Below are 24780 nucleotides of genomic sequence, written 5' to 3' on the forward strand. Positions count from 1 at the left end.
GTGGTCGGGGCTCACGCCGTCGTGCACGCGCCGTGCGCGCCGGTGGTTACCGCGTCACTCGCCCGGAGTCGACTTGGCGATCTGCATCAGGAACTCGATGTTGGTCCGGCTCTGCTTGAGCCGGTCCAACAGCAGGTCCAGTCCGGCCTGCGAGTCCAACGAGTGCAGCACCTTGCGCAGCTTGTGCGTGATGGCCAACTCCTCGGGAGCCAGCAGGATCTCCTCCTTACGCGTGCTGGAGGCGCTGACGTCGACGGCCGGGAAGACCCGCTTGTCGGCGATCTTCCGGTCCAGCTTCAGCTCCGCGTTGCCGGTGCCCTTGAACTCCTCGAAGATCACCGTGTCCATCATGGACCCGGTCTCCACCAGGGCGGTGGCGAGGATGGTCAGCGACCCGCCGTTCTCGATGTTGCGGGCCGCGCCGAGGAAGCGCTTCGGCGGGTAGAGCGCGGTCGAGTCGATACCGCCCGACATGATCCGGCCGCTGGCCGGCGCCGCCAGGTTGTACGACCGGCCGAGCCGGGTCACCGAGTCGAGCAGCACGACCACGTCGTGGCCCAGCTCGACCAGGCGCTTGGCCCGCTCGATCGCCAACTCGGCGACCGTGGTGTGGTCCTGCGGCGGCCGGTCGAACGTGGCCGCGATGACCTCGCCCTTGACCGTGCGCTGCATGTCGGTGACCTCTTCGGGCCGCTCGTCGACCAGCACCACCATCAGATGCACCTCGGGGTTGTTGTGGGTGATCGCGTTGGCGATCGCCTGCAACACCATCGTCTTACCGGCCTTGGGCGGCGAGACGATGAGCGCCCGCTGACCCTTGCCGATCGGCATCACCAGGTCGATGACCCGCGTGGTCAGGATGTGCGGCTCGGTCTCCAACCGCAGGCGGTCCTGCGGGTAGAGCGGGGTGAGCTTGTAGAACTCCGGCCGGCGCTTGGCCTCGTCCGGCTCCATCCCGTTGATCGTGTCCAGCCGGACCAGCGGGTTGTACTTGTCCCGCCGCTGCTCGCCGTCCCGGTTCGCGCGCACCGCACCGGTCACCGCGTCACCGCGGCGCAGGCCGTACTTCTTGACCTGGGACATCGAGACGTAGACGTCATTCGGGCCGGCCAGGTAACCGGTGGTCCGGACGAACGCGTAGTTGTCCAGCACGTCGATGATGCCGGCCACCGGGACGAGCACGTCGTCCTCGCTGACCTGCGGCTCGCGACCCGTATCGGCACCCGTGTCGCCCCGCTCGCCGCGACCACGCCGCCGGTCCCGGAACCTGCTGCGCCGGCTGCGGCGACCCCCGCCCTCGCCGTCGTCGTCACCGTCGTTGTCCCGGTCGGCCGCCCGCTGGCCGCCCCGGTCGTTGCGGTCGCCCCGATCGTTGCGGTCACCGCGCTCGTTGCGGTCGCCCCGGTCGGTGCGCTCACCGCGCTCGCTCCGGTCAGCACGCTCGCCGCGGTCGGTGCGCTCCGCGCGCTCGCCCCGGTCGTTGCGCTCGCCCCGCTCGCCCCGCTCGGCGCGGTCGCCCCGGTCGGCGCGTTCGTTGCGGTCACCGCGGTCGGTGCGCTCCGCGCGATCGCCCTTGCCGGTACGCCCGTCGCCGCGCTCGGCCTGGTCGGTCTGGTCGGCCGACCCGCCCCGGTCGCCCGGCTGCTCGGTCGCGGTCTCCTCGGCGCGCTGCTCGGCGGCCGCCGTGGCTCGGGAACGACGAGCGGTGCGTTCCCTGGTCCGGGGCTCGCCGCCGGCACCGGTCTCGGTGTCGGTGTCGGTCGCCGGCCGCTGCGCCTCCGGCCGCTCCGCGGTCTCCCGGACCTCGGCGCGCACCTCCTCGCGAGGCGGTGCGGCGGCGGCCGCGACCTCGGCCCGCGGACGGGGCGCGTTCCCGGCGCCCGAACCGGCCTGCCGCTCGGAGATGGCAGCGATCAGTTCGCCCTTGCGCATCCGGGCCGTACCGGAGATGCCGAGCGACGCGGCCAGGCTCTGCAGCTCCGGCAGCAGCATCGCCGACAGCCCGGTGCCGGACCGCCGACGACGGGCGGGACCTGCGGTGGCTTCGCCAGCGACGTTGGAAACATCCGACGTCACGTCGGTGGTGTCGCTCAATGGATTCCTTCCCTCGATAAGGCCGGGGCTGCCCGGGATCGGCGTGCCAGGTGGCCGGGCGGCCTCGGTGCACCCGCCTCGCGTGACACGTCGCGGGAGTCTGTAACACAGCAGCCGGTCGGGCTCCCGACGCACCAACATCGGTACGCGGGTCTCGCCGTCTGCGGCGACCGGTGGAGACTGCGAGTACGGCGTGAGCCTAGGCAGGGGTGAGACGGACTGACCGCCGATAGCTTCGGGGTGCGCCGACCCGCAGGAGATCGCGTTGCTTCGCGGCTGTGCTAAGTCTAGAGCGTAATCAACTCTTCCGACCTGCGGCAACAGGGTCCCGCTCGGCGTGTCCCAGTGTACCAACATCCAGCCGGGCGCCGGTGACGTCTATCGGCAACCGGTGTGCGACCCAGTCCATTCCCGGGTCGAACCCGTCAGGTGGGCTGGTCAGCGCCAATATGCTCGGTCCCGCCCCACTGATCACGGCGGGCACGCCGAGGGCGCGCAGCTCGCCGAGCAACCGGGCGGAATCCGGCATACCGGATGATCGGTAACGTTGATGCAGGTAATCCTCGGTTGCCGCGTACAGCATGGTCGGATCGGCGGTCAACGCGTGCACCAGCAGGGCCGCTCGCGCCGCGTTGCGGGCCGCGTCCGAGTGCGGCACGGTCGCCGGCAACGCCGCCCGGGCCACCGAGGTCAGCCCCCGCAGCCCGGGGACGTACACGGTCGGCCGCACGGCCGCGGCCGGCCCGAGCGACACCGCCCGCGCCCCGGCCGGATCCTCGGTCCAGGCGATGGTGAAGCCGCCGAGCAGACACGGCGCGACGTTGTCGGGGTGCCCCTCCAACTCGGCCGCCAGCCGCAACGCCGCCTCGTCGTCCATCCGTTCCCGGCCGTCGACCACCAGGGCCCGGGCGAGCTGCACCCCCGCCACGATCGCGGCCGACGACGAACCGAGGCCGCGCGCCTGTGGGATCCGGTTGACGCAGTCGACCGCCAGCCCGGCGGGCTGACCACCCAGTACGTCGAAGGCGGCCCGCATGGCCCGGACGACCAGGTGGGTCTCGTCGGTCGGCAACTCCCCCGCGCCCTCGCCGGTCACCCCGACCCGGCAGCCGGTCGGGACCACCCGGGCGGTGACGTCGTCGTACAGCGCCAGGGCCAGGCCCAGCGCGTCGAAGCCCGGCCCGAGATTGGCACTGGTGGCCGGGGTACGCACGCTTGCCGACCCGGCCCGGAAGGACAGCCCCATGGGCTCATGCTAGGCGGGGAGCCCGGCCGGTCCCGGCGCCGTCCGCAAGCTGGGACGGCGGCGGACAGTCGACCGGCCCGGCGGCTCCGGCCGGGTCCGGTCGCCGGGCACCTCGGCCGGAGGTCTCGGGAAGCCGGCCACACACTCCGTTCCCGGCGGCGCACTGTCGTGCCCCGTTCCCGGGCGCAGCGCTGTCGTGCCCGCCGATACGATGCCCCGGACCATCGATGCGGAGGAGGACTGGCGCAGTGACGAACGTCGGACTGGTGGCCGGACAACTCGTGGCCATGGCACCGAACCTCCTGGTGCTGCTGGGCGGCCTGATCGTGGTCGTGGTCCGGGGCTCGCGGATGCCCGGCAAGGCCCGGGCGCTGGCGCTCGTCGGCCTCGGGGTGCTGCTCTTCGAGAGCGTGCTGAGCGTGGCCTGGTACTCCTTCGGGGCGCGGGCGCTCGGCTACGCCACCGGCCTCTCGATCGCGGTGGGCGTGCTGCTCAACCTCGTCGGCGCCGGTGGGCTGGCGCTGGTGATCGCGTCCACGGTCAGCCGCGCGGCACCGACGCCGCCGGTCGGACCCGGCGGACCGGGCGGGTTCGGCGGCCACCCGTACCCGCCGGTGCCGAACCAGCCCGCGGCGGGCTACGGCACGCCCACCGGCGCGCCCGGCGCCCCCGGCGCACCGGCCCACCCGACCTCCGCGCCGGGCGCCCCCGGCGGCTGGCCGGCTACCGGGCCGGGACCGGGTCCGGGTCCGGGTCGGTGAGCGACAACCGGCGGGTGGCGAGCCGCCAGCCGACCGCGTAGACCACGGTGATCAGGCCGCAGCCGGCCACCACGATCCGCTCGTCGACGTGGTCGACGACGGCGGCGACCATCAGCTGACTCAGCGAGATCGCCAGGGTCGCCAGCATCATGTCGCTGGCGAAGACCCGGCCGCGCAACCGGTCCGGCACCTCACCCTGCAGCGCGTAGTTGGACAGCACCCAGTTGCTGCCGCCGCCCAGGTGCGCCACGAAGACCAGCACCAGCACCAGCGGGAACCACCGCACCAGTGACACGCCGACGTAGGCCAGCCCGTAGGTGGCCATGGACAGCGCCAGCCCGGGCAGCAGCCAGGACCGGTGGCCGAGGATCCGGCGGGTCAGTATCGGACCGACCAACGCGCCGGCGCCGCGTACCGCGAAGAGCAGGCCGGCGCCCACCGCGCCCACGCCGAACAGCCCGGCCAGCAGCGGAAAGACCGTGAGCACCCCGTTGCCGAGGCCGACCGCCGACTTCACCGTGACCAGGCCGAGCACCCGGGGACGGTGCGCGATGTAGCGCAATGCCTCGCCGATCGCGGTCCAGGTGCGCTGCGGCGGCAGGTGCCGCTCGCGCGGCGCCTGCAACGGCCGCCGGATCAGACTGGCCAGCCCGGCCGCGGCGGCCAGCGCCACCACGGCCACCCAGAAGCAGGCGTACGGGCCGAAGGCCGCGCTGAGCACCCCGCCGAGCGAGGCGCCCACGACGGTCATCGTGCCCCAGGCCGAACCGGCGACCGCGTTTCCGGCGGCGAGGTCGGCGGGATCCAGCACGTTGGGCAGCGCGGCCTGGGCGGCCGGGGAGTAACAGGCCTTGGCCAGCGCGATCACCCCGACCGCCACCGGCGCCAGCCAGGCGGTGCCCGAGGTCCGCACCCCGAGCAGCAGCAGCACGCCGAGCAGGGCGGTCCCGTTGGCCACCATCATAATTCTCTTCCGGTCCACCCGGTCGGCGAGCGCCCCGGTGAACGGCAGCAGCAGCGCCACGATGCCGGTGTCCACCGCCAGCACCAGGGCGCCGAGCACCCCGCCCCCGGTCAGCTTGGGCAGCAGCACCAGCAGCGGCACCATGACGAACCAGTCGGCACCGAAGACGACGAGTTCGGCGAGGAAGAGATTCCGGAAGTCGCGGTTCCGGGTAAGGACCGAAAGCGGTGATGACACGTACCGGAAGGTTACTCCGCCGATCGGAGGCGGAACCGTCGGCCGGGCGGTGGCCAGCGCCGCGGCCCGTTCCGCCGCCGGGGTGGCGGCGGAACAGGCGATCGACGCGACCCGGCGGTCAGTCGTCCTGCGGTGGCAGCGGGGACCGGCGGCTCTTCGGCAGGCGGAGCACCTCGAACTGGTCGGTGCCGTCGATCAGCGCGCCGGACGGCGCCGGCCGGACGGGTGGCTGCTCGGCCGACCGCTGCCCGTCCGAGGTGGCCACGCCGGTCGCCGTCGCCGTCCGATCCGGCGCGGCGTGCCGGCCGACCCGGTCCGCCGAAACGTCGGCGGGCCGGTCCGCGCCGCCGGCCGTGCCCGCACCACCGCCGTCGGCCGTACCAGCGTCGCCGTCGGCCGCGGCCCGGCGGCGACGGAACCGTTCCTTGGTGTTCTCCACCATGGTGTAGAGCGTCGGCACCAGCACCAGGGTCAGCAGCGTCGAGGAGATCAGGCCGCCGATCACCACCACCGCGAGCGGCTGCGAGATGAAGCCGCCCTGCCCGGTGAGCCCGAGCGCCATCGGGAGCAGAGCGAAGATCGTCGCGATGGCGGTCATCAGGATCGGCCGCAGCCGGCGCCGGCCGCCCTCGATCACCGCCTCCCGGACGCCCATCCCCTGCGCCCGGTACTGGTTGATCAGGTCCATCAGCACGATCGCGTTGGTGACCACGATGCCGACCAGCATCAGCACACCGATCAGCGCCGGTACGCCGAGCGGCGTACCGGTGGCGAGCAGCAGCCCGATCGCACCGGTCGCCGCGAACGGGATGGAGACCAGCAGGATCAGCGGCTGGATCAGGCTGCGGAACGTCGCCACCATGATCACGAAGACGATCGCGATCGCGGCCAGCACGGCCAGGCCGAGATCGCCGAACGCCTCGGCCTGGTCGGCGCTGGCCCCGCCCACCGTGACGGTGGCCCCCGGGATGTCGATCGCGTCGAGCCGCTTCTGCAGGTCGGCGGTGGTCTGGCCGAGGTTCGCGCCGGTCGCGGTGCCGCTGACCGTGGCGCTGCGGTCACCGTCGATCCGGGTCACCTGGACCGGTCCCTGGCCCTGGGTGACCTTGGCGACGTCACCCAGCCGGACCGGGCCGATCGGCAGGGTCTTCAACTCGTCCACGGTGGCCGGTGCCTGGCCCGGGGCGCGCAGCACCACGTCCAGCTGCCGACCGTCCAGGTTGACCTTGCCGAGCGGGCTGCCGCGGAAGGACTGGGCCACGATCTGCCCGATCGTCGCCTCGGAGAGCCCGTACCGGGCGGCGGCCGCCCGGTCCACCGCGATGTCGACCCGCGGCGTGCTCTCCGCCAGGCTGGTGGTCACGTCGACCACCTTCGGCGTCTCGGCCATCGCCGCGCGGACCCGCTCCGTCGCCCGGCTCAACACCTCCGGATCGGCCGCCTGCACGACCACCTCGAGCTTGTCGCCGGAGGCGCCGGAGTCGGCCGCGCCGAACCGGATCTCACCGACGCCGGTCAGCGCGTCCAGCTTCGCCCGCAGGTCGTCCTTGACCCGGGCGGCGTCGGCGTCGGCGGCCAGGGCCACGTTGTACGACGCCTTGGTGTTGCCACCACCGCCCTCCCACGGCAGCCCGCTGCCGCCGGCCGTCACCTGGTACGTCTTGACACCCGCGGTGGCGGCCAGCACGTTCTCCACCTTCCGCGCCGCCGCGTCGGTGGCCGCCAGGCTGCTGCCCACCGGCAGCTCCTGGCTGATCGCGATGGTGTCCTGACCGGAGTCGTCCAGGAAGTTGGTCTTCAGCCTGGTGGACAGCGCGAACGTGCCGAGGAGCACCACCAGTCCGATCGCCACGGTGGTCCACCGCCGGGTGGTGGCGAACCGGACCACCGGCAGGTACGACCGCTGCAGCGGGCTGCGCAGCTCCTTCTCCTGCGCGGCCCGGCGCACCGCGGCGTCGTCCTCGGTGTCGCCCGCCCGGGGCAGGAACCAGTAGGCGAGCACCGGGATGACCGTCAGCGAGACCAGCAACGAGGCCAGCAGCGCCACCGTGACGGTGATCGCGAACGGTGCGAACAGCTGGCCGACGAACCCGCCGACCAGGGCGATCGGGGCGAACACCGCCACCGTGGTCAGGGTGGAGGCGGTGACCGCGCCGGCCACCTCCCGTACGCCGTTCAGGATGGCGGTCCGTTTGGCCTCGCCGTAGCCGAGGTGCCGCTTGATGTTCTCCAGCACGACGATCGAGTCGTCGACCACCCGGCCGACGGCGATGGTCAGCGCGCCGAGGGTGAGCAGATTGAGCGAGTAGTCGCCGATCCAGAGCGCGATCAGGGCCACCACCACGGACAGCGGGATGGAGACCGCGGTGACCAGGGTGGACCGGATCGACAGCAGGAAGACCAGGATCACCAGCACGGCCATGACCAGGCCGAGCAGGCCCTCGGTGGTGAGACTGTCGATCGACCGCTCGACGAACGGCGCCTGGTCGAACACGACGGTCAGGTCGGCGCCGGAGGCGTCCCGCAGGGCGGCCAGCTTGTCCTGGATCTCGTGCGAGATGGTCACCGCGTTGCCGTCCGGCGCGGCGGTGATCGCGATGCCGAGGCTGTCCTTGCCGTTCGTCCGGGCGAACGAGGTGGCCGGGGCGAGCTGTTCGGTGACCGTGGCGACGTCACCGAGCCGGACCGGGGCGGCCCCGCCACCGGACAGGTAGAGATTGCGCAGGTCGTCCACGGAGGTGATCCGTCCACCGATCTGCACCGGCAGGCTCTTGTCCCCCTCGGCCACCGTGCCGGCCGGGATGGATATCCCGTTGGCCTGCAGCGTCTGCCCGATGGCGGTCGGCTGCACCTTGGCGGCGGCCAGCTTCGCCGGCTCCGGGCTGATCACCACGACCGGGTTGCGGGTACCGGTCAGCGCGACGGTGCGGACCCCCGGCAGCGCCTCCAGCTCGGGCACCACCGAGGCGTTCAGCTTGTCGGCCAGCGCCCGCTCGTCGCCGCCGCCGGACGCGGCGAGCACCACCGCCGGCAGGTCGTCCGTGCTGCCGGCGACGACCTGCGGGTCGACGCCGTCGGGCAGCTGGGTACGGATCCGGTTGATCTGGTTCTGCATCTTGCTGACGGCGTCGTCGAGGTTCGTGCCGAACTCGTACTCCACCTGCAGGGTGGCGGCGCCGTCGCGGGAGGTCGAGGTGATCTTTTTCAGCCCGCTGATCCCCTTGATGCTGTTTTCCAGCGGCTCGGTGACCTGGGACTCGACGATCTCGGGCGAGGCACCCGGGTACGGCGCGACGACGAAGGCGCCCGGGAACTCCAGCGACGGCAGCAGCTGCTGCTTGAGCGACGGCACCGCGTAGACACCGAAGCCGGTGATCACGATCGCGATGAGGGCTACCAGCCCTCGGTTGGCGAGGCTGAGTCTGGCGAGCAACGACATGGGCGGGCCCACTCCCCGATGATTGTTGCGATGAGCTCGACGGTTCGAATTCTGCCCGACGTGCGCCACCGGTCCGGCGTGGGGGCGCCGGACCGGGCGGTAACCTCCGGCGGGGCTCTCAGGCCAGGTCGAGGGCCCGGGCCGCGGCCAGGACGTCGTTGCGAATGGTGCTCGGCGCCGGCGCGGTGGAGATCGCCCACTCCGGGTCCTTCAGCCCGTGCCCGGTGACCGTGCAGACCACCGTCGCGCCCGGCGGCACCGCACCGGCCTCGGCCTGCTGCAACAGGCCGGCCACGCTGGCCGCGCTGCCCAGCTCGACGAAGACACCGACCTCCCGGGCCAGCAGCCGGTACGCGGACAGGATCTCCCGGTCGGAGACCGCGGCGATCAGACCGCCGGAGGCGTCCCGGGCGTCCACGGCCCTGGTCCAACTGGCCGGGTTGCCGATCCGGATGGCGGTGGCGATGGTGGACGGCTCGTGCACCACCGCGCCGGTGACGATGGGCGCGGCGCCGGCCGCCTGGAAGCCGAACATCCGGGGCGTACGGGTGGCGTTGCCGGCCTGCGCGTCCTGCTGGTAGCCGAGCCAGTAGGCGCTGATGTTGCCGGCGTTGCCGACCGGCAGGCAGTGGATGTCCGGGGCGTCGCCGAGCGCCTCGACGATCTCGAAGGCGGCCGTCTTCTGCCCCTCCAGCCGGTCCGGGTTCACCGAGTTGACCAACGCTACCGGGTAGTCCTGGGCCAGCTTGCCGGCCAGCGCCAGGCAGTCGTCGAAGTTGCCGTTGACCTGGAGCAGTTTCGCGCCGTGCACCAGCGCCTGGCCCAACTTGCCCAGCGCGATCTTGCCCTGCGGGACCAGCACCGCACAGGTGATCCCGGCGCGGGCCGCGTAGGCTGCCGCCGAGGCGCTGGTGTTGCCGGTCGAGGCGCAGATGATCGCCTTGCTACCGGCCTCGACCGCCTTGGAGACGGCCATGGTCATCCCGCGGTCCTTGAACGAGCCGGTCGGGTTGGCGCCCTCCACCTTGAGGTGCACGTCGCAGCCCGTCCGGGCGGACAGCACCGGCGCCGGCACCAGCGGGGTGTTCCCCTCGTGCAGCGTCACCACCGGCGTCGAGTCGGACACCGGGAGCCGGTCCCGGTACGCCTCGATCAGACCCCGCCACATCGCGCCCTCCTCGTGGCCGTGCCCGCTCCCGCGGGTGCGGTAGGGAATAACAGCGTGCACCAGCATCGGCCGGCGGGCGCGACCGCACCGCCGAATAACCACCTGCCGGGATTCCGGGCGGCCCGGCCGGGCGGCGAAGCCGCAGGTCAGCGCCGCGCCCGCCGGGTTGCGCGCGGCGCTGACGCCCGCCGTGCGCGCTACCGGTCGCCGCCCTCCACCCGCAGCACGCTGGCGATGGACCGGACGATGTCCAACCGGCGCAGGTCCTCGACGGTGGCGGCCAGGGCCGCGTCGGTGGCCTCGTGGGTGACGATGACCAGCACGGCGTCCCCGCCGCGGCCGACCGGTCGGTCCGTACCACCGGCCGGGCCCTGCCGGACCGTGGCGATGGAGACGTCGTGCCCGGCGAAGACGCCGGCCACCGCCGCCAGTACGCCCGGCCGGTCGGCCACGTCCAGGCTGATGTGGTAGCGGGTACGCGCCTCGCCCATCGGCCGGATCGGCAGCGCCGCGTACGCCGACTCGCTGGCCGCCCGTACCCCGACCAGCCGGTTGCGGGCCACCGTGACCAGGTCACCGAGCACCGCGCTGGCGGTCGGCGCCCCGCCGGCACCCCGGCCGTAGAACATCAACTGGCCGGCGGCGACCGCCTCGACGAAGACCGCGTTGAACGCGTCGCCGACCCGGGCCAGCGGATGACTCAACGGGATCATGGCGGGGTGCACCCGGACGCTCACCGAGTCGGCACCGGTGGAGTCCGGGCCGCGGGAGGCGATGCAGAGCAGCTTGATCGTGCAGCCCATCGCCCGGGCGCTGGCCACGTCGGCGGCGGTGACCTCGGTGATGCCCTCCCGGTGCACGTCGGCGGCGGTGACCCGGGTGTGGAAGGCCAGCGAGGCCAGGATCGCCGCCTTGGCCGCGGCGTCGAAGCCCTCCACGTCGGCGGTCGGGTCGGCCTCGGCGTACCCCAGCTCGGTGGCCTGGTCCAGCGCCTCGGCGAAGCCGGCCCCGGTGGCGTCCATGGCCGAGAGGATGTAGTTGGTGGTGCCGTTGACGATGCCGGTGACCTGGGTGACGGTGTCGCCGTGCAGCGACTCGCGCAGCGGCCGCAGCAACGGGATGGCGCCCGCCACCGCCGCCTCGTAGTACAGGTCGGCGCGGCCCTCGACGGCCGCGTCGTGCAGCGCCGCACCGTCCTCGGCCAGCAGCGCCTTGTTGGCGGTGACCACGCTCTTGCCGCTCCGCAGCGCCTCGACCAGCCAGCCGCGTGCCGGTTCGATGCCGCCGACCATCTCGACCACCACGTCGACGTCGTCCCGTTTGATCAGGCTGAGCGGGTCGGTGGTGAACAGCTCCGGGTTCACCGGCAGCGGGCCGCGGTCGCGGCCCATCCGGCGGACCGCGATGCCGGCCAGTTCCAGCGGGGCGCCGATCCGGGCGGCCAGGTCGGCGGCCTGCTCGTGCAGCAGCCGGACCACCTCGGTACCGACGGTTCCGCAGCCCAGCAGGGCCAGCCGGACAGGTTTCATCTCAGCCCACATCCAATGCCAGCAGATCGTCTTCGGTCTCCCGCCGGACGATCAGGCGGGCCTCACCGCCGCGCACCGCCACCACGGGCGGCCGGGGGACATGGTTGTAGTTGCTGGCCATGCTGCGGCAGTAGGCACCCGTGCCGGGCACGGCGAGAAGATCTCCGGGCTGGACGTCGGCGGGCAGGAATTCATCCTTCACCACGATGTCCCCCGACTCACAGTGCTTTCCCACCACGCGGGCAAGAATCGGCGCCGCGGTGGAGGCCCTGGACGCCACGGTGGCCGAGTACGACGCGTCGTACAGGGCGGTCCGGATGTTGTCGCTCATCCCGCCGTCGACCGAGACGTAGGTCCGGATGCCGTCCACGTCCTTGACCGTGCCGACCTCGTACAGGGTGAACACCGCCGGACCGACCAGGGCCCGGCCGGGCTCGATCGACAGCCGGGGTACGGCGAGCCGCTCGACGTCGCACTCGCCGTCGACGATCTTGCGGAGCCGCTTGGCCAGGTCGGCCGGGCTGGCCGGGTCGTCCTGGGTGGTGTACGCGATGCCGAAGCCACCACCCAGGTCCAGCTCGGGCAGCTCGACGCCGCGGGCGTCGCGGATCTGCGCCTGCAGGGCCAGCACCCGGCGGGCGGAGACCTCGAAGCCGCTGGTGTCAAAGATCTGCGAGCCGATGTGCGAGTGCAGGCCGCGCAGCTCCAGCACGTCCTCGTCGAGGATCCGGAACGCCGCCGCGGCGGCCGCCCCGCCGGCCAGCGAGAAGCCGAACTTCTGGTCCTCGTGCGCGGTGGCGATGAACTCGTGGGTGTGCGCCTCGACGCCGACGGTGACCCGGACCAGCACCCGGGGGCGTACCCCGCGCCGGCGGGCCAGCTCGGTCAACCGGGTGATCTCGTCGTCCGAGTCGACGATGATCCGGCCCACCCCGGCGTCGACCGCCCGGGTCAGCTCGGCCACCGACTTGTTGTTGCCGTGGAAGCCGATCCGCTCGGCCGGCATCCCGGCGGACAGCGCCACCGCCAGCTCACCGCCCGAGCAGACGTCCAGGTGCAGGCCCTCCTCGGCGACGATCCGCACCACGGCGCGGCAGAGGAACGCCTTGCCCGCGTAGTAGACGTCCTCGTCCGGGAAGGCGGCCCGAAAGTCCCGGCACCGGGCCCGCAGGTCGTCCTCGTCGAGCACGTACGCCGGCGTGCCGTACCGCCGGGCCAGCTCGCGCACGTCGAGCCCGGCGACGGTGAGCGCGCCGTCGGCGCCGCGCCGGACGCCGCGCGCCCACAGCGGCGGCACCAGCTCGTTGACGTCCGCCGGGGCACGCAGCCAGGCCGGGCCGTTGGTGCCCAGCTCCCCGTGCAGCGCCCCCGCCTCATGCGCCCGCATCGGTTACCTCCGGATCTCGCGGTTCCAGGACTCTTCGCCGAGGGGGATCCTCGCGCACCGACCCGACCGGCCGGGGACTCCGGTGTCCCCGGCCCGCACTTCGGGAAACGCCGCCGGTGCTACATCCGCTCCGGGGCGGACACCCCCAGCAGGTCCAGCCCGTTGGCGATCACCGTCCGGGTGGCGTCGTTGAGCCAGAGCCGGGCCCGGTGCAGGTCGGTGACCTCCTCGTCGCCCAGCGGCAGCACCCGGCAGTTGTCGTAGAACCGGTGGTACGCCTGAGCGACGCTCTCCTCCAGGTAGCGGGCGATCCGGTGCGGCTCGCGCAGCTCGGCCGCCGAGGCCACCACCGCCGGGTACTCGCCGAGCGCCTTGAGCAGCTCGTTCTCCTTCTCGTGGTCGAGCAGCTCGGGGCGGAACGCGTCGGGCTCGCCCCGGGTCAGGCCGACCTCGGCGGCGTTGCGGGAGACACTGGCGGTCCGGGCGGCGACGTACTGCACGTAGTAGACCGGGTTGTCGCGGGTGGCCCGGGTCCACAGCTCCACGTCGATGTCGATCGGCGAGTCGCTGGAGTAGCGGGCCAGCGCGTACCGGGCCGCGTCCACGCCGATCGCCTCGACCAGGTCCTCCAGGGTGACCACGGTGCCGGCCCGCTTGGACATCCGGACCGGCTGACCGTCCCGGACCAGGTTCACCAGCTGCCCGATCAGGATCTCCAGGTTGCGGTCCGGGTCGTCGCCGAAGCAGGCCGCCATGGCCTTCATCCGGCCGATGTAGCCGTGGTGGTCGGCGCCCAGCATGATCACGATCCGGTCGAAGCCGCGCTCGCGCTTGTCCAGGTAGTAGGCGCAGTCGGCGGCGAAGTAGGTCCACTCACCGTCGGACTTGCGCAGCACCCGGTCCTTGTCGTCGCCGAAGTCGGTGGTGCGCAGCCAGGTGGCGCCCTCGGTCTCGAAGACGTGACCCTCCTGGCGCAGCCGGGCCAGGGCCAGGTCCAGCTCGCCCCGGTCGTGCAGGTCCTTCTCGTTGAAGTAGGTGTCGAACCGCACCCCGAACCGGCTCAGCGAGGAGCGGATCTGGTCGAACATCAACGCCACGCCCTCGACCCGGAACACCTCCCGGGCCGCCGCGTCGTCCAGCCCGAGCACCTCCGGCCGCCGGGCCACCACCTCGGCGGCGATCTCCTCGATGTACGCCCCGACGTAGCCGTTCTCCGGCGCCGGCTCGCCCCGGGCGGCGGCCAGCAGCGACCGGGCGAACCGGTCGATCTGCGAGCCGGCGTCGTTGAAGTAGTACTCGGTGCCGACCTCGGCGCCGGCGGCCCGCAGCACCCGGCTCAGCGCGTCACCGACGGCGGCCCAGCGGACCCCACCGATGTGCACCGGGCCGGTCGGGTTGGCCGAGACGAACTCCAGGTTCATCCGGTCGCCGGCGAGCCGGTCGCCGCGGCCGTACTCCCGGCCGGCCTGGACCACGACGCGGGCCAGCTGCCCGGCGGCGGCGGCGTCCAGCCGGATGTTCAGGAAGCCCGGACCGGCGATCTCCACCGACTTGATCCCCGGGGTCCGGCCCAGCTGGTCGGCCAGGGCGGTCGCCAGCTCCCGCGGCGGCAGCCCGACCCGCTTGGCCAGTTGCAGGGCCAGCGTCGAGGCGTAGTCGCCGTGCTCCGGGTTGCGGGGTCGCTCGACGGTGGCGGCCTCGGGCAGCGCGGCGTGATCGAGGTCACGCTCGGAGAAGACGGCGCGGGCGGCGGCGAGGACGACCTCGGCGAGCTTGGCAGGAGTCACCGATCAATGCTAGCGGGGGTAGACTCGGTCACCCGGCGGCCACCCCGTGCAATTCGTGACCCGCCACACCCCCGTGACCGACCGACCAGACGAGGCACGATGAGCATCAGCACCCCGAGTGGCGACCAACGCCGTCCGACCGTGGTCAGCACCGGCAAGAAGCCGGCGGCGGGCGCGAAGCCGGCCGCGGGCAAGACCGCCACCGGCGGTCGGCCCGGCGGCGCCCGCCCGGCGGCGGGCGGCGGCAAGGGCCCCCGCAAGCCGATCACCCCGGTCAAGGTCAAGCAGGGCCGTGCCTGGGGCCCGATGGCGCTCTTCGTCGCGGTCGGGGTGCTGGCCGCGGCGATCGTCGGCTACGGGGCGTACGCGGTGATCCAGGGCAACAAGTCCTGGGAGGACAAGGCGGCCGACATCCCCGGGATCCAGAACATCCGCAAGTCGGACCCGGACAGCCTGAAGTACGAAAAGCACAAGTCCGGCCCGATCCAGTACGCCAAGTACACCCCGCCGGTCGGCGGCGTGCACAACGACAGCTGGCAGAACTGCATGGGCGACGTCTACGACGCCCCGATCGCCAACGAGCACGCGGTGCACAGCCTGGAGCACGGCGCGGTCTGGGTGACCTACCGCCCCGACCTGCCGAAGGACCAGGTGGAGAAGCTGGCCGCCAAGGTGCGCGGCAAGGAGAAGACGCTGATGAGCCCGTACGACAAGCTCGACGCGCCGATCTCGCTGCAGGCCTGGGGCTACCAGCTCAAGGTGCAGAACGCCGACGACAGCCGGATCGACGACTTCATCTCGGCGCTGCGGGTGAACGCCTCGGTCGAGGGCCCGACGGCGAACTGCTCGCAGGGCATCACGGCGACCGGCACCACCCCGCGTGACCTGCCGCAGGGCGGCGACTCGGGCGGCGGCATGCCCGGCCAGCCGCAGTAACCACCGGCGGTGGCGCCACCCACCCCGACCGAGCACGTGACCCAGTGAGGAACCTGCCGCGATGGCCGAGACCGTCCTGACCGACGAGACCGCAGCCGACGAGTCCGCCGCGACGACCGCCGACCCCGCCGCGGGCACCGCCCCTCGGTACGGGGTCGCGGCCCTGGCGCTGGCCGTCGTGGTCGGCCTCCTGCTCGGGTACGCCGGCGGCTGGCTGACCCCGCAGCTGACCCGCCCCGGGGACACCTCGGCCGAGGCCGGCTTCGCCCGGGACATGAGCACCCACCACGCCCAGGCGGTGGACATGGGGCTGATCGTCTACCGGTCGTCGACGACCCCGGGGATCCGGCAGATCGGGGTGGACATCGCCACCCAGCAGCAGGGTGAGATCGGCACCATGCAGACCTGGCTGCGGAACTGGGGCCTCGGCCCGACCGGCTCGCAGCCGGCGATGGCCTGGATGCCGGACGGCGCGGCCAGCCTCAAGGACGGCCTGATGCCCGGGATGGCCACCCCGGCGCAGATGGAGCAGCTCCGCCAGGCCCAGGGCAAGCAGCTCGACGCCCTGTTCTGCGACCTGATGATCCAGCACCACATCGGTGGCATCCACATGGCCGACGCGATCCTCGCCGAGAGCGACAACGCCGAGGTGGTGAAGGTCGCCTCGACCATGAAGAACGTCCAGCAGACCGAGCTGAACAACCTGCGCAGCCTGCTCGCGGACGCGAAGAAGGGCTGACCCCGGACGGGCCTCGCCCGCGGGCGGGCGCGGTTCCGGACCCGGTTGACCGACCGGCCGCCGAATCACGAAAATGATTCGGCGGCCGGTTTTTTGTCGGCCCATCCTGTCCGGCTTATCCGGACTAGAGACGATATAGCCGGATGTGCAGTTTGAGGACACTTTTCTCCTGACATAACGCCACCAGTCATGATCTGGGCTCGTTGTCCCAGACGTGGGGGTACTGCTAGCAAGAGACTCGCGAGGTTCGGCGGCCAGCTGGTGCCGGCGGCACACGCTCGGCGGCGACGGGGCGGTGGCCGCCGTTCGCCGGGCCCGCCAACCCGGCGAACGAGCGGCCCTGCGCCGCGATCAGGAACTGGAGCTGGTCGACCTGCTCCGCGGGCGGTACCCGGAACAGCTCGGGCTGTCCGACGGCCTGTGGCACCGGCAGAACCTGACCGTCCTGATCCAGCGCCGCTTCGACCTGCCACTGGACGCCACCGACGTCGGCGAGTACCTGCGCGCCTGGGGCCTCGGGCCGCGCGAGCCCACCGACCGGGCCTGCGGGCTCTGCGTCGAGGCGGTCGGCCGATGGCTGCGGGAGGACTTCCCGGCGATCGACCGGTCGGCCCGGGACCACCACGCCGAGGTCCACTGGGTCGGCCGCACCCGGCTGTACGGGGCCGCCCCGTCGGCCGACGTCCTGTCCGCCACGTCGGACCGGGGCCGTACCCAGTTCCTGATCACCTCGCCGACGGTGGACACCCCGCCGACCCGGGACTTCCTGCTCCGGCTCAGCGGCCCGGACGGTCGAGCCGTCCACGTCGTGGTGGACGGGTCCTGGTCCCGTACCGACTGGCCGCGCCGGCTACCGGCACACATCACGCTGTACGCGCTGCCCAGCTGCGGTCGCGGAGCGTGACGGACGACACGCCTCGGCGGCCCACCGGATACCGATTCGGCCCTCGGCCGGGTCGCCTGCTATGGTTTTCCCGTCGCTGAGCCCCCGTAGCTCAGGGGATAGAGCACCGCCCTCCGGAGGCGGGGGCGCAGGTTCGAATCCTGCCGGGGGCACCAAAGTTGACCAGCACAAAAAGGCCCCTGACCAGGCGAAAACCGGTCGGGGGCCTTCATTATTGTCCCACCCACTCGGCCGGTGAGCTGGACCCGCCGCCGATCGCCTCGGCGGCGGCTCCCAGCCAGAGGCGGGCCTCAGGCCACGGTGGGCTTCGCCGCGACAAGCGCCGCACGGACGACCTGCGCGCTGGCCGGCGTACCCGGAAGCACCCCAAACTCACCGTAGGGAGTCACATAGACCGGGGTGTCCCGCTGAGTGCGCCAGTTTTCGGCAAGTGGACCGGCGTCCACGGTGTCGAAACCGAGGCTGTCGAAGAGATCGGTGACCGCCTGCTTGGCAGCCGCGTCGTCACCGGCGATCGGCAGCGCAGACCGGTCCGCACTGCCCGCCGGACGCGCCAGGGACCGCAGGTGTTCGAACCAGATGTTGTTGAAACCCTTCACCACACGCGCCGCTGGGAGATGCTTCTGCAGCAGCTCACCGGTGGTGGTGGAGCCGTCCTCCAACGCGTCGAAGACGCCGTCGCGCTCCGGGTAGTAGTTGTTGGTGTCGATGACCACCTTGCCCGCGAGCGGCTGCGCCGGAACATCCCGGTACGCCCTCAGCGGCACGGTCACCACCACGATGTCGCCGGCCGCGGCCGCCTCCGCAGGCGTCGCGGCGCGCGCCTTCGGTCCCAGCTCGGACACCAGATTTTGGAGGGTCTGCGGGCCACGGGAGTTGCTCAACACCACGTCATGACCGGCGGCGACCGCCAGCCGCGCTACCGTGCTGCCGATGTTGCCACTGCCGATAAGTCCGATCGTCGTCATGTCAGCGCGAACCTCGACAACCATCAACTAATTCCGACCACCGGCAGACCGTGACGGGTGGCACACCCCGACCGACACACACCGACCGTGCCTCCCGCCGCGGTCAGCACACGATGACAGCGCGGCAAATCCGTACACTCCACACAAGAACCAACGGACCGCGAACCCTTCCGGTATGGGTCGACAGCACGGTTGGTGAGACAGGCCCCGTCACTTCCCGGCGCGTCGCAGGGTGAACCTGGCGGGGATCACGGTGCCCGCGAGCGCCAGGGCCGCGACGGCGACGCGCCGCCATGATCGCCACCCGGTACGGACGGATGTCCTGACAAGTGCCGGTCGTCCTGAAGACGTACGGCCTGTTCGTCGGATGTTGGCGGGCACGCCAACGGGTGTTCTCCACGGCCGTTGATATTGGCGCTGCCACACGTCACGGTTCGGCGGACACGAGGAGTCGAGATGGGCCACCTGCACGACCACGGCCATCATCACGGGCAGGATCACGGGCACGGGCACGACCACGCGGACGCGGACCACGGGCACGGCGAGGTCCGGCCGGTGCTCGACCCGACCATCCCGGACAGCGAATTGTCCCCGGCGGACGTGTCGCGGCGCGGTTTCCTGCGTGGCGCCGGGCTGCTCGGAGCGGGCACCGCCGCGGCCGCCGCGGGCGCGTTCGCCGTACCGGAGGTGGCGATGGCGCACGACGACGCGCCGCTGGGCCGCTCCTGGGCCGGCCGGTCGCGGCGCGGCGGCCTGCTCTGGCTGGCCGGCGACCACCACATCCACACCCAGCACAGCTCCGACGGGCAGTACCGGGTGATCGACCAGGTCCGGCACGCGAACGCGTACGGCCTGGACTGGATGGTCATCACCGACCACGGCAGCGTCACCCACGCCAAGATCGGAGTGGACCGGGTCAACCCCGACATCGTCGCGGCCCGTCAGCAGGTCGACGACACGCTGGTCTTCCAGGGTCTGGAGTGGAACATCCCGGCCGCCGAGCACGGCACCGTCTTCGTGCACCCGGGCCGGAACGAGGTGGCGGTCCTCAAGGAGTTCGAGAACGGGTTCGACGGTGCCGTGCAGAACGCCACCGAGCCCACCCCGGCCAACGAGGCGCTCGCGATCAGCGGCATCAACTTCCTCGCCGACGCGGTCGCCCGGCGCCGCGTGCCGGACGCGCTGTTCCTCGCCAACCACCCGGCCCGCAAGGGCATCGACTCGCCGCACGAGATCCGCGCCTGGCGCGACGCCAAACCGCACATCGCGGTCGGCTTCGAAGGCGCGCCGGGCCACCAGGCGGGCGGCATCCCGGCCCCGAACGGCCCCGGTTCCGGCCGCGGCGGGTACGACAACAGCCCGTCCGCCGCGTCGTTCCCGGCCTACCCGCTGGAGAGCTACCGCACCTGGGGCGGCTTCGACTGGATGACCGCCACCGTCGGCGGCCTGTGGGACAGCCTGCTCGCCGAGGGCAAGCCGTGGTGGATCACCGCGAACTCCGACTCGCACCGCATCCACCTGGACACGTCCAAGCCCGGCGGCGGCGACTTCGACGCCAACGGCCGGTACGAAGACCCGGTCCACGCCGGTGGCGCGGTCGCGACCGGCAACAGCGACTTCTGGCCCGGCTACTACAGCCGCACGCACGTCGGCTCGACCGACTTCTCGTACGCGTCGGTCATGGCCGGGCTGCGCGCGGGCCGCGTCTGGGTCGACCACGGCGGCCTGATCAGCGGCATCGACGCGCGCGTCCAGGCGGGCGGTTCGTGGGTGACCCTCGGCGACACGCTGGTGGTGCGTCGCGGCACCCCGGTACGGCTGACCGTCACGATCGACCTGGCCAACCAGCCGAACTGGGCGCAGTTCGTGCCGAAGCTCGCCCGCGTGGACGTCATCCGCGGCGCGGTCACCGGCCCGGTCCGCGACCGGGACGCCTTCACCGCGCCGAACACCAAGGTCGTCACCTCGTTCCAGGTGAACCGGGCGGCCGGTCAGGTGACGCTCACCTATGACCTGGGTCGCGTCGACGGCCCGTTCTACGTACGCCTGCGCGGCACCGACGGCAACCGCACCGCTCCCGGTTTCCTGGGCGCGTCGGTCGACCCGGTCGGTCCCGCCATGGACGTGCTCGGGGCCGCCGACCCGTGGACCGACCTGTGGTTCTACACCAACCCGATCTGGGTGGTCCCGAACCGATGACCGGCGCTGTTCTGGGCTACGACCTGGGACACCGCGGCACCGCCGAGGCCGAGCACTGGCTGACCGCCCTGCGCGCGGGGTGGTCGCCGGTGCCCGGCCCGCCGGCCGCGCTGGTCGCCTGCACCCACCTGGTGCACGGCCACCGCCCCCGGGTCGTGGTCACCGTCGCCGGCGCCGACCCCGACGCCCTGCCGCCGGCCAGCACCACCGACGCCGCCGCGGCTGCCGCGGCCCACCACGCCGCCGGCCACGCCGGGCGGGCGGTCTGGTTCCCCGGGGTACGGGAGCTGACCGGCGTCCTGCCCGTCGCGACCCTGCTGGCGGTGAGCGCCATCGACCAGGTCGCCGTGCTGGGCGGGCCACCGGCCGGCCCGGACACGCTGCTCGACACCCGCGACTTCGTCCGTCCCCAGTACTGTGACGGCCGGCTCGTGCTGACCGCCACCCCGGCACCGGGCGGCCTGATCGCCCCGTTCGAGGTCCCGAACCCGACCCCCTGCTGCGCCGCCCACTGACCGGGAAACGCGCCGGGTGACGGCACCGGCGCGGTTATGTTGAGCGCCTACGCCCCGGCTCCTATGCCCCGGCTCTTACGCCCCGGCTCTTTAGCCCCGGCTCTTACGCCCCGGCTTCCGGTGGGAGGTGACCGTGTCATGGTCGTCAAGCTGATCGTCTACGTCGGCGTCTCGCTGGTCGTGATCTGCACGCCCGGCCCGGACACCGCGCTGACCGTCCGCAACGCGTTCGCCGGCGGGCGCCGCAGCGGGGTGTGGACGGCGGCCGGCGTCGCGATCGGGCAACTGGTGTGGACGGTCGCCGCGAGCCTCGGCATCGCCGGAGTCATCCGGGCCTCGGAGCCGGTCTTCGTGACGATGAAGCTGCTCGGCGCCGGCTACCTGGTGTATCTCGGCATCCAGTCGCTGCTCGCCGCCCGGCGGGCCGGCACCGAGCCGGGAGCGACCGGACCGGCACCGCGTACGGGTGCGGTGCGTTCGCTGCGCCAGGGACTGCTCAACGACCTCGCCAACCCGAAGATGGCCGCGTTCTTCGTGAGCCTGTTGCCGCAGTTCGCGCCGGCCTCGGGCCACGCCCTGCCGACCATGCTCGGGCTGGGCGCGATCTTCAGCACGCTGACCTTCGCCTGGCTCGCGCTCTACAGCCTGGCCGTCGACAAGCTGCGCCGGGTGTTCAGCCGGGCACGGGTCCGGCGCGCGATCGACGCCGTCGCCGGCACCGTCCTGATCGGATTCGGCGTCCGGCTGGCCGTGTCGAACTGAGCGCCTACCCGTCCTCTCGGAGGGTGCGAGGTGGCGGGAGCGCCGACGCCAGCGCCTGCCACGGAAAGACCGCTCCCGCCTGTGGTCCCGAATCCGGTGCGGGAAGCGGAAGGGTCCCGGGATCGAAGAGGACGGTGACGCCCCAGGCCCGCAGGCGGGTGACGCTCTCCGCGAAGGCGGGATGCCGGGCCAGGGCGACGTTGGGATTGGGCAGGGCGACGATCGGGAGGCCGAGGCCGACCGCCTCGTTGAGCAGGCCCAGGGCGAGGGTGTCGCTGACCCCGTACGCCCACTTGTTGATGGTGTTGAAGGTGGCCGGCGCCACCACCATCGCATCCGCGGGCGGCAGCACGTCGGGCTCGTCGGGCTGCTTGTAGTCGTGCCGGACCGGGTGGCCGGTCAGCGTCGCCAGCCGTTCCCGGTCGATGAACTTCAGGGCGGAGGGGGTGGCGATCACGCAGACGTCCCAGCCACGGGCCTGGCAGTCCTCGACGAAGCCCGGTAGGTCGGCGGCCGGCCGGCCACCGCAGGCGATGACGTAGAGGACCGGCTGCCGGTGGATCTGGGTCACGATGCTCCTAGTGAGGGATCGGCTCGATCGTGTGCGTGGTCCGGTTCGCTCGTACCGCGTCCCGCACGGCGGCCCAGCGCGACGGCCCGTCGTTCACCGGCAGCGTGTTGTCGGGCAGCATCCGCACGCCCGCCTCGGTGAGCAGCCGCACGTGCGTCGCGTGTGCGGGATGGGTGGTCAGGGCGGACTTGGCGTGCGGACAGGCAAGGATGGGCAGCCCCGACCCGAGCATCTCGTTGAGGATCCCCAACGCCAGGTTGTCGTTGATGCCGACTGCCCACTTGTTGAGGGTGTTGAAGGTGGCCGGCGCGACCAGTACGGCGTCCGCCTTCGGCAGTACGTCCGACTCACCGGGCCGTCGCCACTGGGCGCGCACCGGATAGCCGGTCCGTGCCTCCAGCCCTTCCGTGTCGATCCAGGTCGCCGCCGTCGGGGTGGCGATCACACAGACGGTCCAGCCGTCCGTCCTCAGCAGCTCGACGAGGTCACCGATCCGCAATGCCGGTGGGGCGGCGCAGACCACGAGATAGAGGACCGGGCGTCCGGTCATGCCAACAGTCCCGCCCGGGCCGCAAGCGGCCGCAGGCCCGGCGTGACCGTCCGGCGCTCCTTGCCCATCAGATCGAGCAGCAGCGACCTGGCCTGAACGTTGGCGTACACCGTCTCGGGAGCGATCCGCTCGGCCTCCAGCAGGTGCAGCACCGCGAGCGAGCCGCCGTCCGCCGTCATCGCGGTGGCCGCGGCCAGGTCAAGGTGTACCTGCGCACGCCGGCCGACCAGCGCGCTCGGCAGCCGTGACGTGTCGACTCGCGTCGCGATGTCCAGCGCCTGGTCGGGGTTTCCGCGCTGAACGGCGGCCGAGAGGGTGTGAATGACGACGTTCGTCGGGCCGAAGGCCGTCCACAGCCTGTTCCGGTCCGATCCCAACTGTTCGGCCAGTCGCTGCGCTTCGGTGAGTCGCAGGCATGCTTCCCGGGCCAGTCCCTGCCGGGCGGCGATGATGGCGGCCAGCAGTAGCAGTGAGCCCTGCGCCGACAGCAGGTCGGGATCGATCGACTGCCTGTCGCGAGCCAACTGCTCGATGCTTGAGTTCGTCACCTGCGCGGCTTCGGCGGCCCGGCTCGGCAGCCGCAGCAACGCGCAGGCGGCCTGGTACGCGGCGACCGCGGTCAGCGCTCGGTCCTCGGCCAGCCGAGCGGCGGTCGAAGCCCGGTCGGCAGTCAGCAGCGCTGCATCGCCGTCCCCGATCTTGCATGCCAGCTTCGAGGCCGCAATGTACGCTGCGGCGAGGAGCTTGAAGGCGCTGTCCCGGTGCGTTGCCGAGCTCTTTCCGCTGAGCTCGGTCGCCTCACGGAGTACGTCTGGCACCAGCCGTGCCGCGGAGCTGTAACTGGCGCGCTGGTAAAGGCCGTGTACCCGGCCGACGCTTCGGCGCACCTCAACCGGAGTGCGGGCCATCGTCTTCGAAGACGTCACGGACAGGTGGGTATTCAGGAAGGAGCGCAGTGGGGTGAGCAGTTCGGTGCGGGTCGCGACCGATGGTGGACGTTCGGTGTCGTCTCCCATGAGGTGTCCTCGGCGGGTGGCTACGGACACGTCGGAGAGTATCTCGTCAAGCTGATCGAGGCTGACGCTCAGCGCCGCTGCGATCGTGGTCCGGTGCCAGGGCTGCGGATCTGTCTCCGCGCTCTCCCAACGGGTAACGGTCGACCGGTCAACCCCAAGCCTTTCGGCGAACCGTTCCTGGCTGTAGCCGAGCGCCTTGCGTCGCTGGGACAGCCGGTACCGCTTCAGGGCCACGGTGGTCCTCCCCTCGCCTGCCGGCCACTCTAGTGACTCTCCGTCGATCGGACAGGCACGCGTACGCCTCAATTCTGCGGCAGCTCGGCCGCCCGAACGCTGTGGTCCCAAGCCGGACCGGCCGCGAAGGTGGGATCACGCCTTGGGGCGGGTGTCGGGCATCGGTCGGTCGCGGCAATGGTGGCCGCCCCTCGCCCGCCCTGGGGCGACTGGACAAGGAGGAGCGTGGGGTGATCTACAAGTCGTGGTCGGACCGGTTGGCGCCGTACCAGGTGCGGTCGCGGGTGCTCGACACCCGCTGGCGGGGCCTGGATCCGCAGCAGGTGTACGCGTTCCTGGGTGAGGTGGCGGACGAGATCGCCCGGTTGGAGCGGGAGGCGACGACGTCACGGGCCGAGCTGGTGCGGGTGCGGCAGTGGAAGGAGCGGCACATCGGGTGCCGGTTCACCGACCCGTGGCCGACGGTCAGCAACCGGGGTCGCGGGTGACCGGGCCGCGGTGGATCCTGCACCTGCCGACCGCGCTCACCTCACCCGAGGCCGCGGAGGAGTTGGCGGTGACGATGCGCGTTTCGTTGGGCCACGTGTCGGTGCTCGACCTGGCCGAGATCACGCTGTCCGCGGAGGACACCCAGTTGCTGCGCCGGCGGGTGTGGTGCGGGCTGCCGCTGTCCGGCAGCGCCCGGCAACTGCGACCGCCGTGACGGCCACGACGGCCCGTGCGAGGACAGGTCATGAATTGTCGGACGCGACCTCCATGCGCATATCCATAGTA

The 24780-nt window shown here is 72.2% G+C and carries 21 protein-coding genes and 1 tRNA gene; 10 read left to right on the forward strand and 12 right to left on the reverse strand.

The genetic code is table 11. The annotated features are described in order from the left end of the window. Positions 1-54: 54 nt before the first annotated feature. Positions 55-2094, reverse strand: coding sequence for a transcription termination factor Rho (rho, locus tag ACFOX0_RS24805; RefSeq protein ID WP_377550195.1), 2040 nt, complete (start codon positions 2092-2094; stop codon positions 55-57). Positions 2095-2392: 298 nt separating this feature from the next. Then, positions 2393-3340, reverse strand: a complete 948-nt coding sequence (thrB, locus tag ACFOX0_RS24810) for a homoserine kinase (RefSeq protein ID WP_377550197.1) — start codon at positions 3338-3340, stop codon at positions 2393-2395. A gap of 248 nt (positions 3341-3588) precedes the next feature. On the opposite strand from thrB, the gene ACFOX0_RS24815 reads away from it, so the two are divergent. Continuing rightward, positions 3589-4101, forward strand: a complete 513-nt coding sequence (locus ACFOX0_RS24815; RefSeq protein WP_377550199.1) for a hypothetical protein — start codon at positions 3589-3591, stop codon at positions 4099-4101. On the opposite strand, the gene ACFOX0_RS24820 is transcribed toward ACFOX0_RS24815, so the two are convergent. From ACFOX0_RS24820 to argS, 6 genes are all read right to left on the reverse strand, one after another. Continuing rightward, positions 4064-5302 (reverse strand): MFS transporter, encoded by a 1239-nt coding sequence (locus ACFOX0_RS24820; protein ID WP_377550201.1) that lies wholly within the window; start codon positions 5300-5302, stop codon positions 4064-4066. The genes ACFOX0_RS24815 and ACFOX0_RS24820 overlap by 38 nt on opposite strands. A 118-nt stretch (positions 5303-5420) precedes the next feature. Beyond that, a complete protein-coding gene (locus ACFOX0_RS24825; RefSeq protein ID WP_377550203.1) occupies positions 5421-8741 on the reverse strand; it encodes an efflux RND transporter permease subunit in 3321 nt (1106 codons plus the stop codon). Positions 8742-8859: 118 nt separating this feature from the next. Next, positions 8860-9909, reverse strand: a complete 1050-nt coding sequence (thrC, locus tag ACFOX0_RS24830; RefSeq protein ID WP_377550205.1) for a threonine synthase — start codon at positions 9907-9909, stop codon at positions 8860-8862. 197 nt (positions 9910-10106) lie between these two features. Beyond that, positions 10107-11438 (reverse strand): homoserine dehydrogenase, encoded by a 1332-nt coding sequence (locus ACFOX0_RS24835; protein ID WP_377550207.1) that lies wholly within the window; start codon positions 11436-11438, stop codon positions 10107-10109. Position 11439: 1 nt separating this feature from the next. Continuing rightward, entirely contained in the window at positions 11440-12825 is a 1386-nt protein-coding gene (lysA, locus tag ACFOX0_RS24840) for a diaminopimelate decarboxylase (RefSeq protein WP_377550209.1), read from the reverse strand. Positions 12826-12944: 119 nt separating this feature from the next. Further along, entirely contained in the window at positions 12945-14612 is a 1668-nt protein-coding gene (gene argS, locus ACFOX0_RS24845) for an arginine--tRNA ligase (RefSeq protein ID WP_377550211.1), read from the reverse strand. Between the two features lie 99 nt (positions 14613-14711). Here argS and ACFOX0_RS24850 point away from each other — a divergent pair, with 99 nt between their 5' ends. The 4 genes from ACFOX0_RS24850 to ACFOX0_RS24865 all read left to right on the forward strand — a co-directional run bounded on the left by ACFOX0_RS24850 (position 14712) and on the right by ACFOX0_RS24865 (position 17346). Then, complete coding sequence (locus tag ACFOX0_RS24850) at positions 14712-15548, forward strand: DUF3105 domain-containing protein (protein ID WP_377550213.1); 837 nt, start codon at positions 14712-14714, stop codon at positions 15546-15548. 61 nt (positions 15549-15609) lie between these two features. After that, complete coding sequence (locus ACFOX0_RS24855; protein WP_377550215.1) at positions 15610-16287, forward strand: DUF305 domain-containing protein; 678 nt, start codon at positions 15610-15612, stop codon at positions 16285-16287. 214 nt (positions 16288-16501) lie between these two features. Beyond that, positions 16502-17191 (forward strand): winged helix-turn-helix domain-containing protein, encoded by a 690-nt coding sequence (locus ACFOX0_RS24860; protein WP_377550217.1) that lies wholly within the window; start codon positions 16502-16504, stop codon positions 17189-17191. A gap of 80 nt (positions 17192-17271) precedes the next feature. Then, a tRNA-Arg gene (locus ACFOX0_RS24865) sits at positions 17272-17346 on the forward strand. A 135-nt stretch (positions 17347-17481) separates the two neighbouring features. Here the strand turns inward: ACFOX0_RS24865 and ACFOX0_RS24870 are convergent. Then, on the reverse strand, positions 17482-18159 hold the full coding sequence (locus ACFOX0_RS24870; RefSeq protein WP_377550219.1) for an NADPH-dependent F420 reductase: 678 nt from the start codon (positions 18157-18159) through the stop codon (positions 17482-17484). A gap of 456 nt (positions 18160-18615) precedes the next feature. Here ACFOX0_RS24870 and ACFOX0_RS24875 point away from each other — a divergent pair, with 456 nt between their 5' ends. The 3 genes from ACFOX0_RS24875 to ACFOX0_RS24885 all read left to right on the forward strand — a co-directional run bounded on the left by ACFOX0_RS24875 (position 18616) and on the right by ACFOX0_RS24885 (position 21635). Then, entirely contained in the window at positions 18616-20358 is a 1743-nt protein-coding gene (locus tag ACFOX0_RS24875; RefSeq protein WP_377550221.1) for a PHP domain-containing protein, read from the forward strand. Further along, positions 20355-20873 (forward strand): hypothetical protein, encoded by a 519-nt coding sequence (locus ACFOX0_RS24880; protein ID WP_377550223.1) that lies wholly within the window; start codon positions 20355-20357, stop codon positions 20871-20873. The genes ACFOX0_RS24875 and ACFOX0_RS24880 overlap by 4 nt, the downstream gene beginning before the upstream one ends. 138 nt (positions 20874-21011) lie before the next feature. Further along, the gene (locus tag ACFOX0_RS24885; protein WP_377550225.1) at positions 21012-21635 is read left to right on the forward strand and encodes a LysE family translocator; all 624 of its coding nucleotides are present in this window, start codon (positions 21012-21014) and stop codon (positions 21633-21635) included. Positions 21636-21639: 4 nt separating this feature from the next. Here ACFOX0_RS24885 and ACFOX0_RS24890 read toward each other — a convergent pair whose 3' ends face one another. From ACFOX0_RS24890 to ACFOX0_RS24900, 3 genes are read right to left on the reverse strand one after another with little or no spacing between them, the layout of a single operon-like run. Then, the gene (locus ACFOX0_RS24890; RefSeq protein ID WP_377550227.1) at positions 21640-22206 is read right to left on the reverse strand and encodes a flavoprotein; all 567 of its coding nucleotides are present in this window, start codon (positions 22204-22206) and stop codon (positions 21640-21642) included. Between the two features lie 7 nt (positions 22207-22213). Further along, positions 22214-22756: a flavoprotein gene (locus ACFOX0_RS24895; RefSeq protein ID WP_377550230.1), complete on the reverse strand. Its 543-nt coding sequence runs from the start codon at positions 22754-22756 to the stop codon at positions 22214-22216. Continuing rightward, positions 22753-24006, reverse strand: coding sequence for a helix-turn-helix transcriptional regulator (locus ACFOX0_RS24900; RefSeq protein WP_377550232.1), 1254 nt, complete (start codon positions 24004-24006; stop codon positions 22753-22755). Before ACFOX0_RS24900 ends, ACFOX0_RS24895 begins: the two co-directional genes overlap by 4 nt. Positions 24007-24236: 230 nt before the next feature. On the opposite strand from ACFOX0_RS24900, the gene ACFOX0_RS24905 reads away from it, so the two are divergent. Both ACFOX0_RS24905 and ACFOX0_RS24910 read left to right on the forward strand, forming a co-directional pair. Further along, positions 24237-24494, forward strand: a complete 258-nt coding sequence (locus ACFOX0_RS24905) for a DivIVA domain-containing protein (protein WP_377550234.1) — start codon at positions 24237-24239, stop codon at positions 24492-24494. Then, entirely contained in the window at positions 24491-24709 is a 219-nt protein-coding gene (locus ACFOX0_RS24910) for a hypothetical protein (protein WP_377550236.1), read from the forward strand. Before ACFOX0_RS24905 ends, ACFOX0_RS24910 begins: the two co-directional genes overlap by 4 nt. The last annotated feature ends 71 nt before the right edge of the window (positions 24710-24780 follow it).

Source organism: Micromonospora zhanjiangensis (assembly GCF_042650605.1).
Lineage (GTDB): Bacteria > Actinomycetota > Actinomycetes > Mycobacteriales > Micromonosporaceae > Micromonospora_J > Micromonospora_J zhanjiangensis.

Coding starts and splice junctions, on each gene's coding strand:
- ACFOX0_RS24880 (WP_377550223.1), top strand. CDS start 20,355: ATGACCGGCGCTGTTCTGGGCTACGACCTGGGACACCGCGGCACCGCC.
- ACFOX0_RS24855 (WP_377550215.1), top strand. CDS start 15,610: ATGGCCGAGACCGTCCTGACCGACGAGACCGCAGCCGACGAGTCCGCC.
- ACFOX0_RS24895 (WP_377550230.1), bottom strand. CDS start 22,756: ATGACCGGACGCCCGGTCCTCTATCTCGTGGTCTGCGCCGCCCCACCG.
- lysA (WP_377550209.1), bottom strand. CDS start 12,825: ATGCGGGCGCATGAGGCGGGGGCGCTGCACGGGGAGCTGGGCACCAAC.
- ACFOX0_RS24870 (WP_377550219.1), bottom strand. CDS start 18,159: ATGACGACGATCGGACTTATCGGCAGTGGCAACATCGGCAGCACGGTA.
- ACFOX0_RS24850 (WP_377550213.1), top strand. CDS start 14,712: ATGAGCATCAGCACCCCGAGTGGCGACCAACGCCGTCCGACCGTGGTC.
- ACFOX0_RS24875 (WP_377550221.1), top strand. CDS start 18,616: ATGGGCCACCTGCACGACCACGGCCATCATCACGGGCAGGATCACGGG.
- thrC (WP_377550205.1), bottom strand. CDS start 9,909: ATGTGGCGGGGTCTGATCGAGGCGTACCGGGACCGGCTCCCGGTGTCC.
- thrB (WP_377550197.1), bottom strand. CDS start 3,340: ATGGGGCTGTCCTTCCGGGCCGGGTCGGCAAGCGTGCGTACCCCGGCC.
- ACFOX0_RS24885 (WP_377550225.1), top strand. CDS start 21,012: ATGGTCGTCAAGCTGATCGTCTACGTCGGCGTCTCGCTGGTCGTGATC.
- ACFOX0_RS24835 (WP_377550207.1), bottom strand. CDS start 11,438: ATGAAACCTGTCCGGCTGGCCCTGCTGGGCTGCGGAACCGTCGGTACC.
- ACFOX0_RS24825 (WP_377550203.1), bottom strand. CDS start 8,741: ATGTCGTTGCTCGCCAGACTCAGCCTCGCCAACCGAGGGCTGGTAGCC.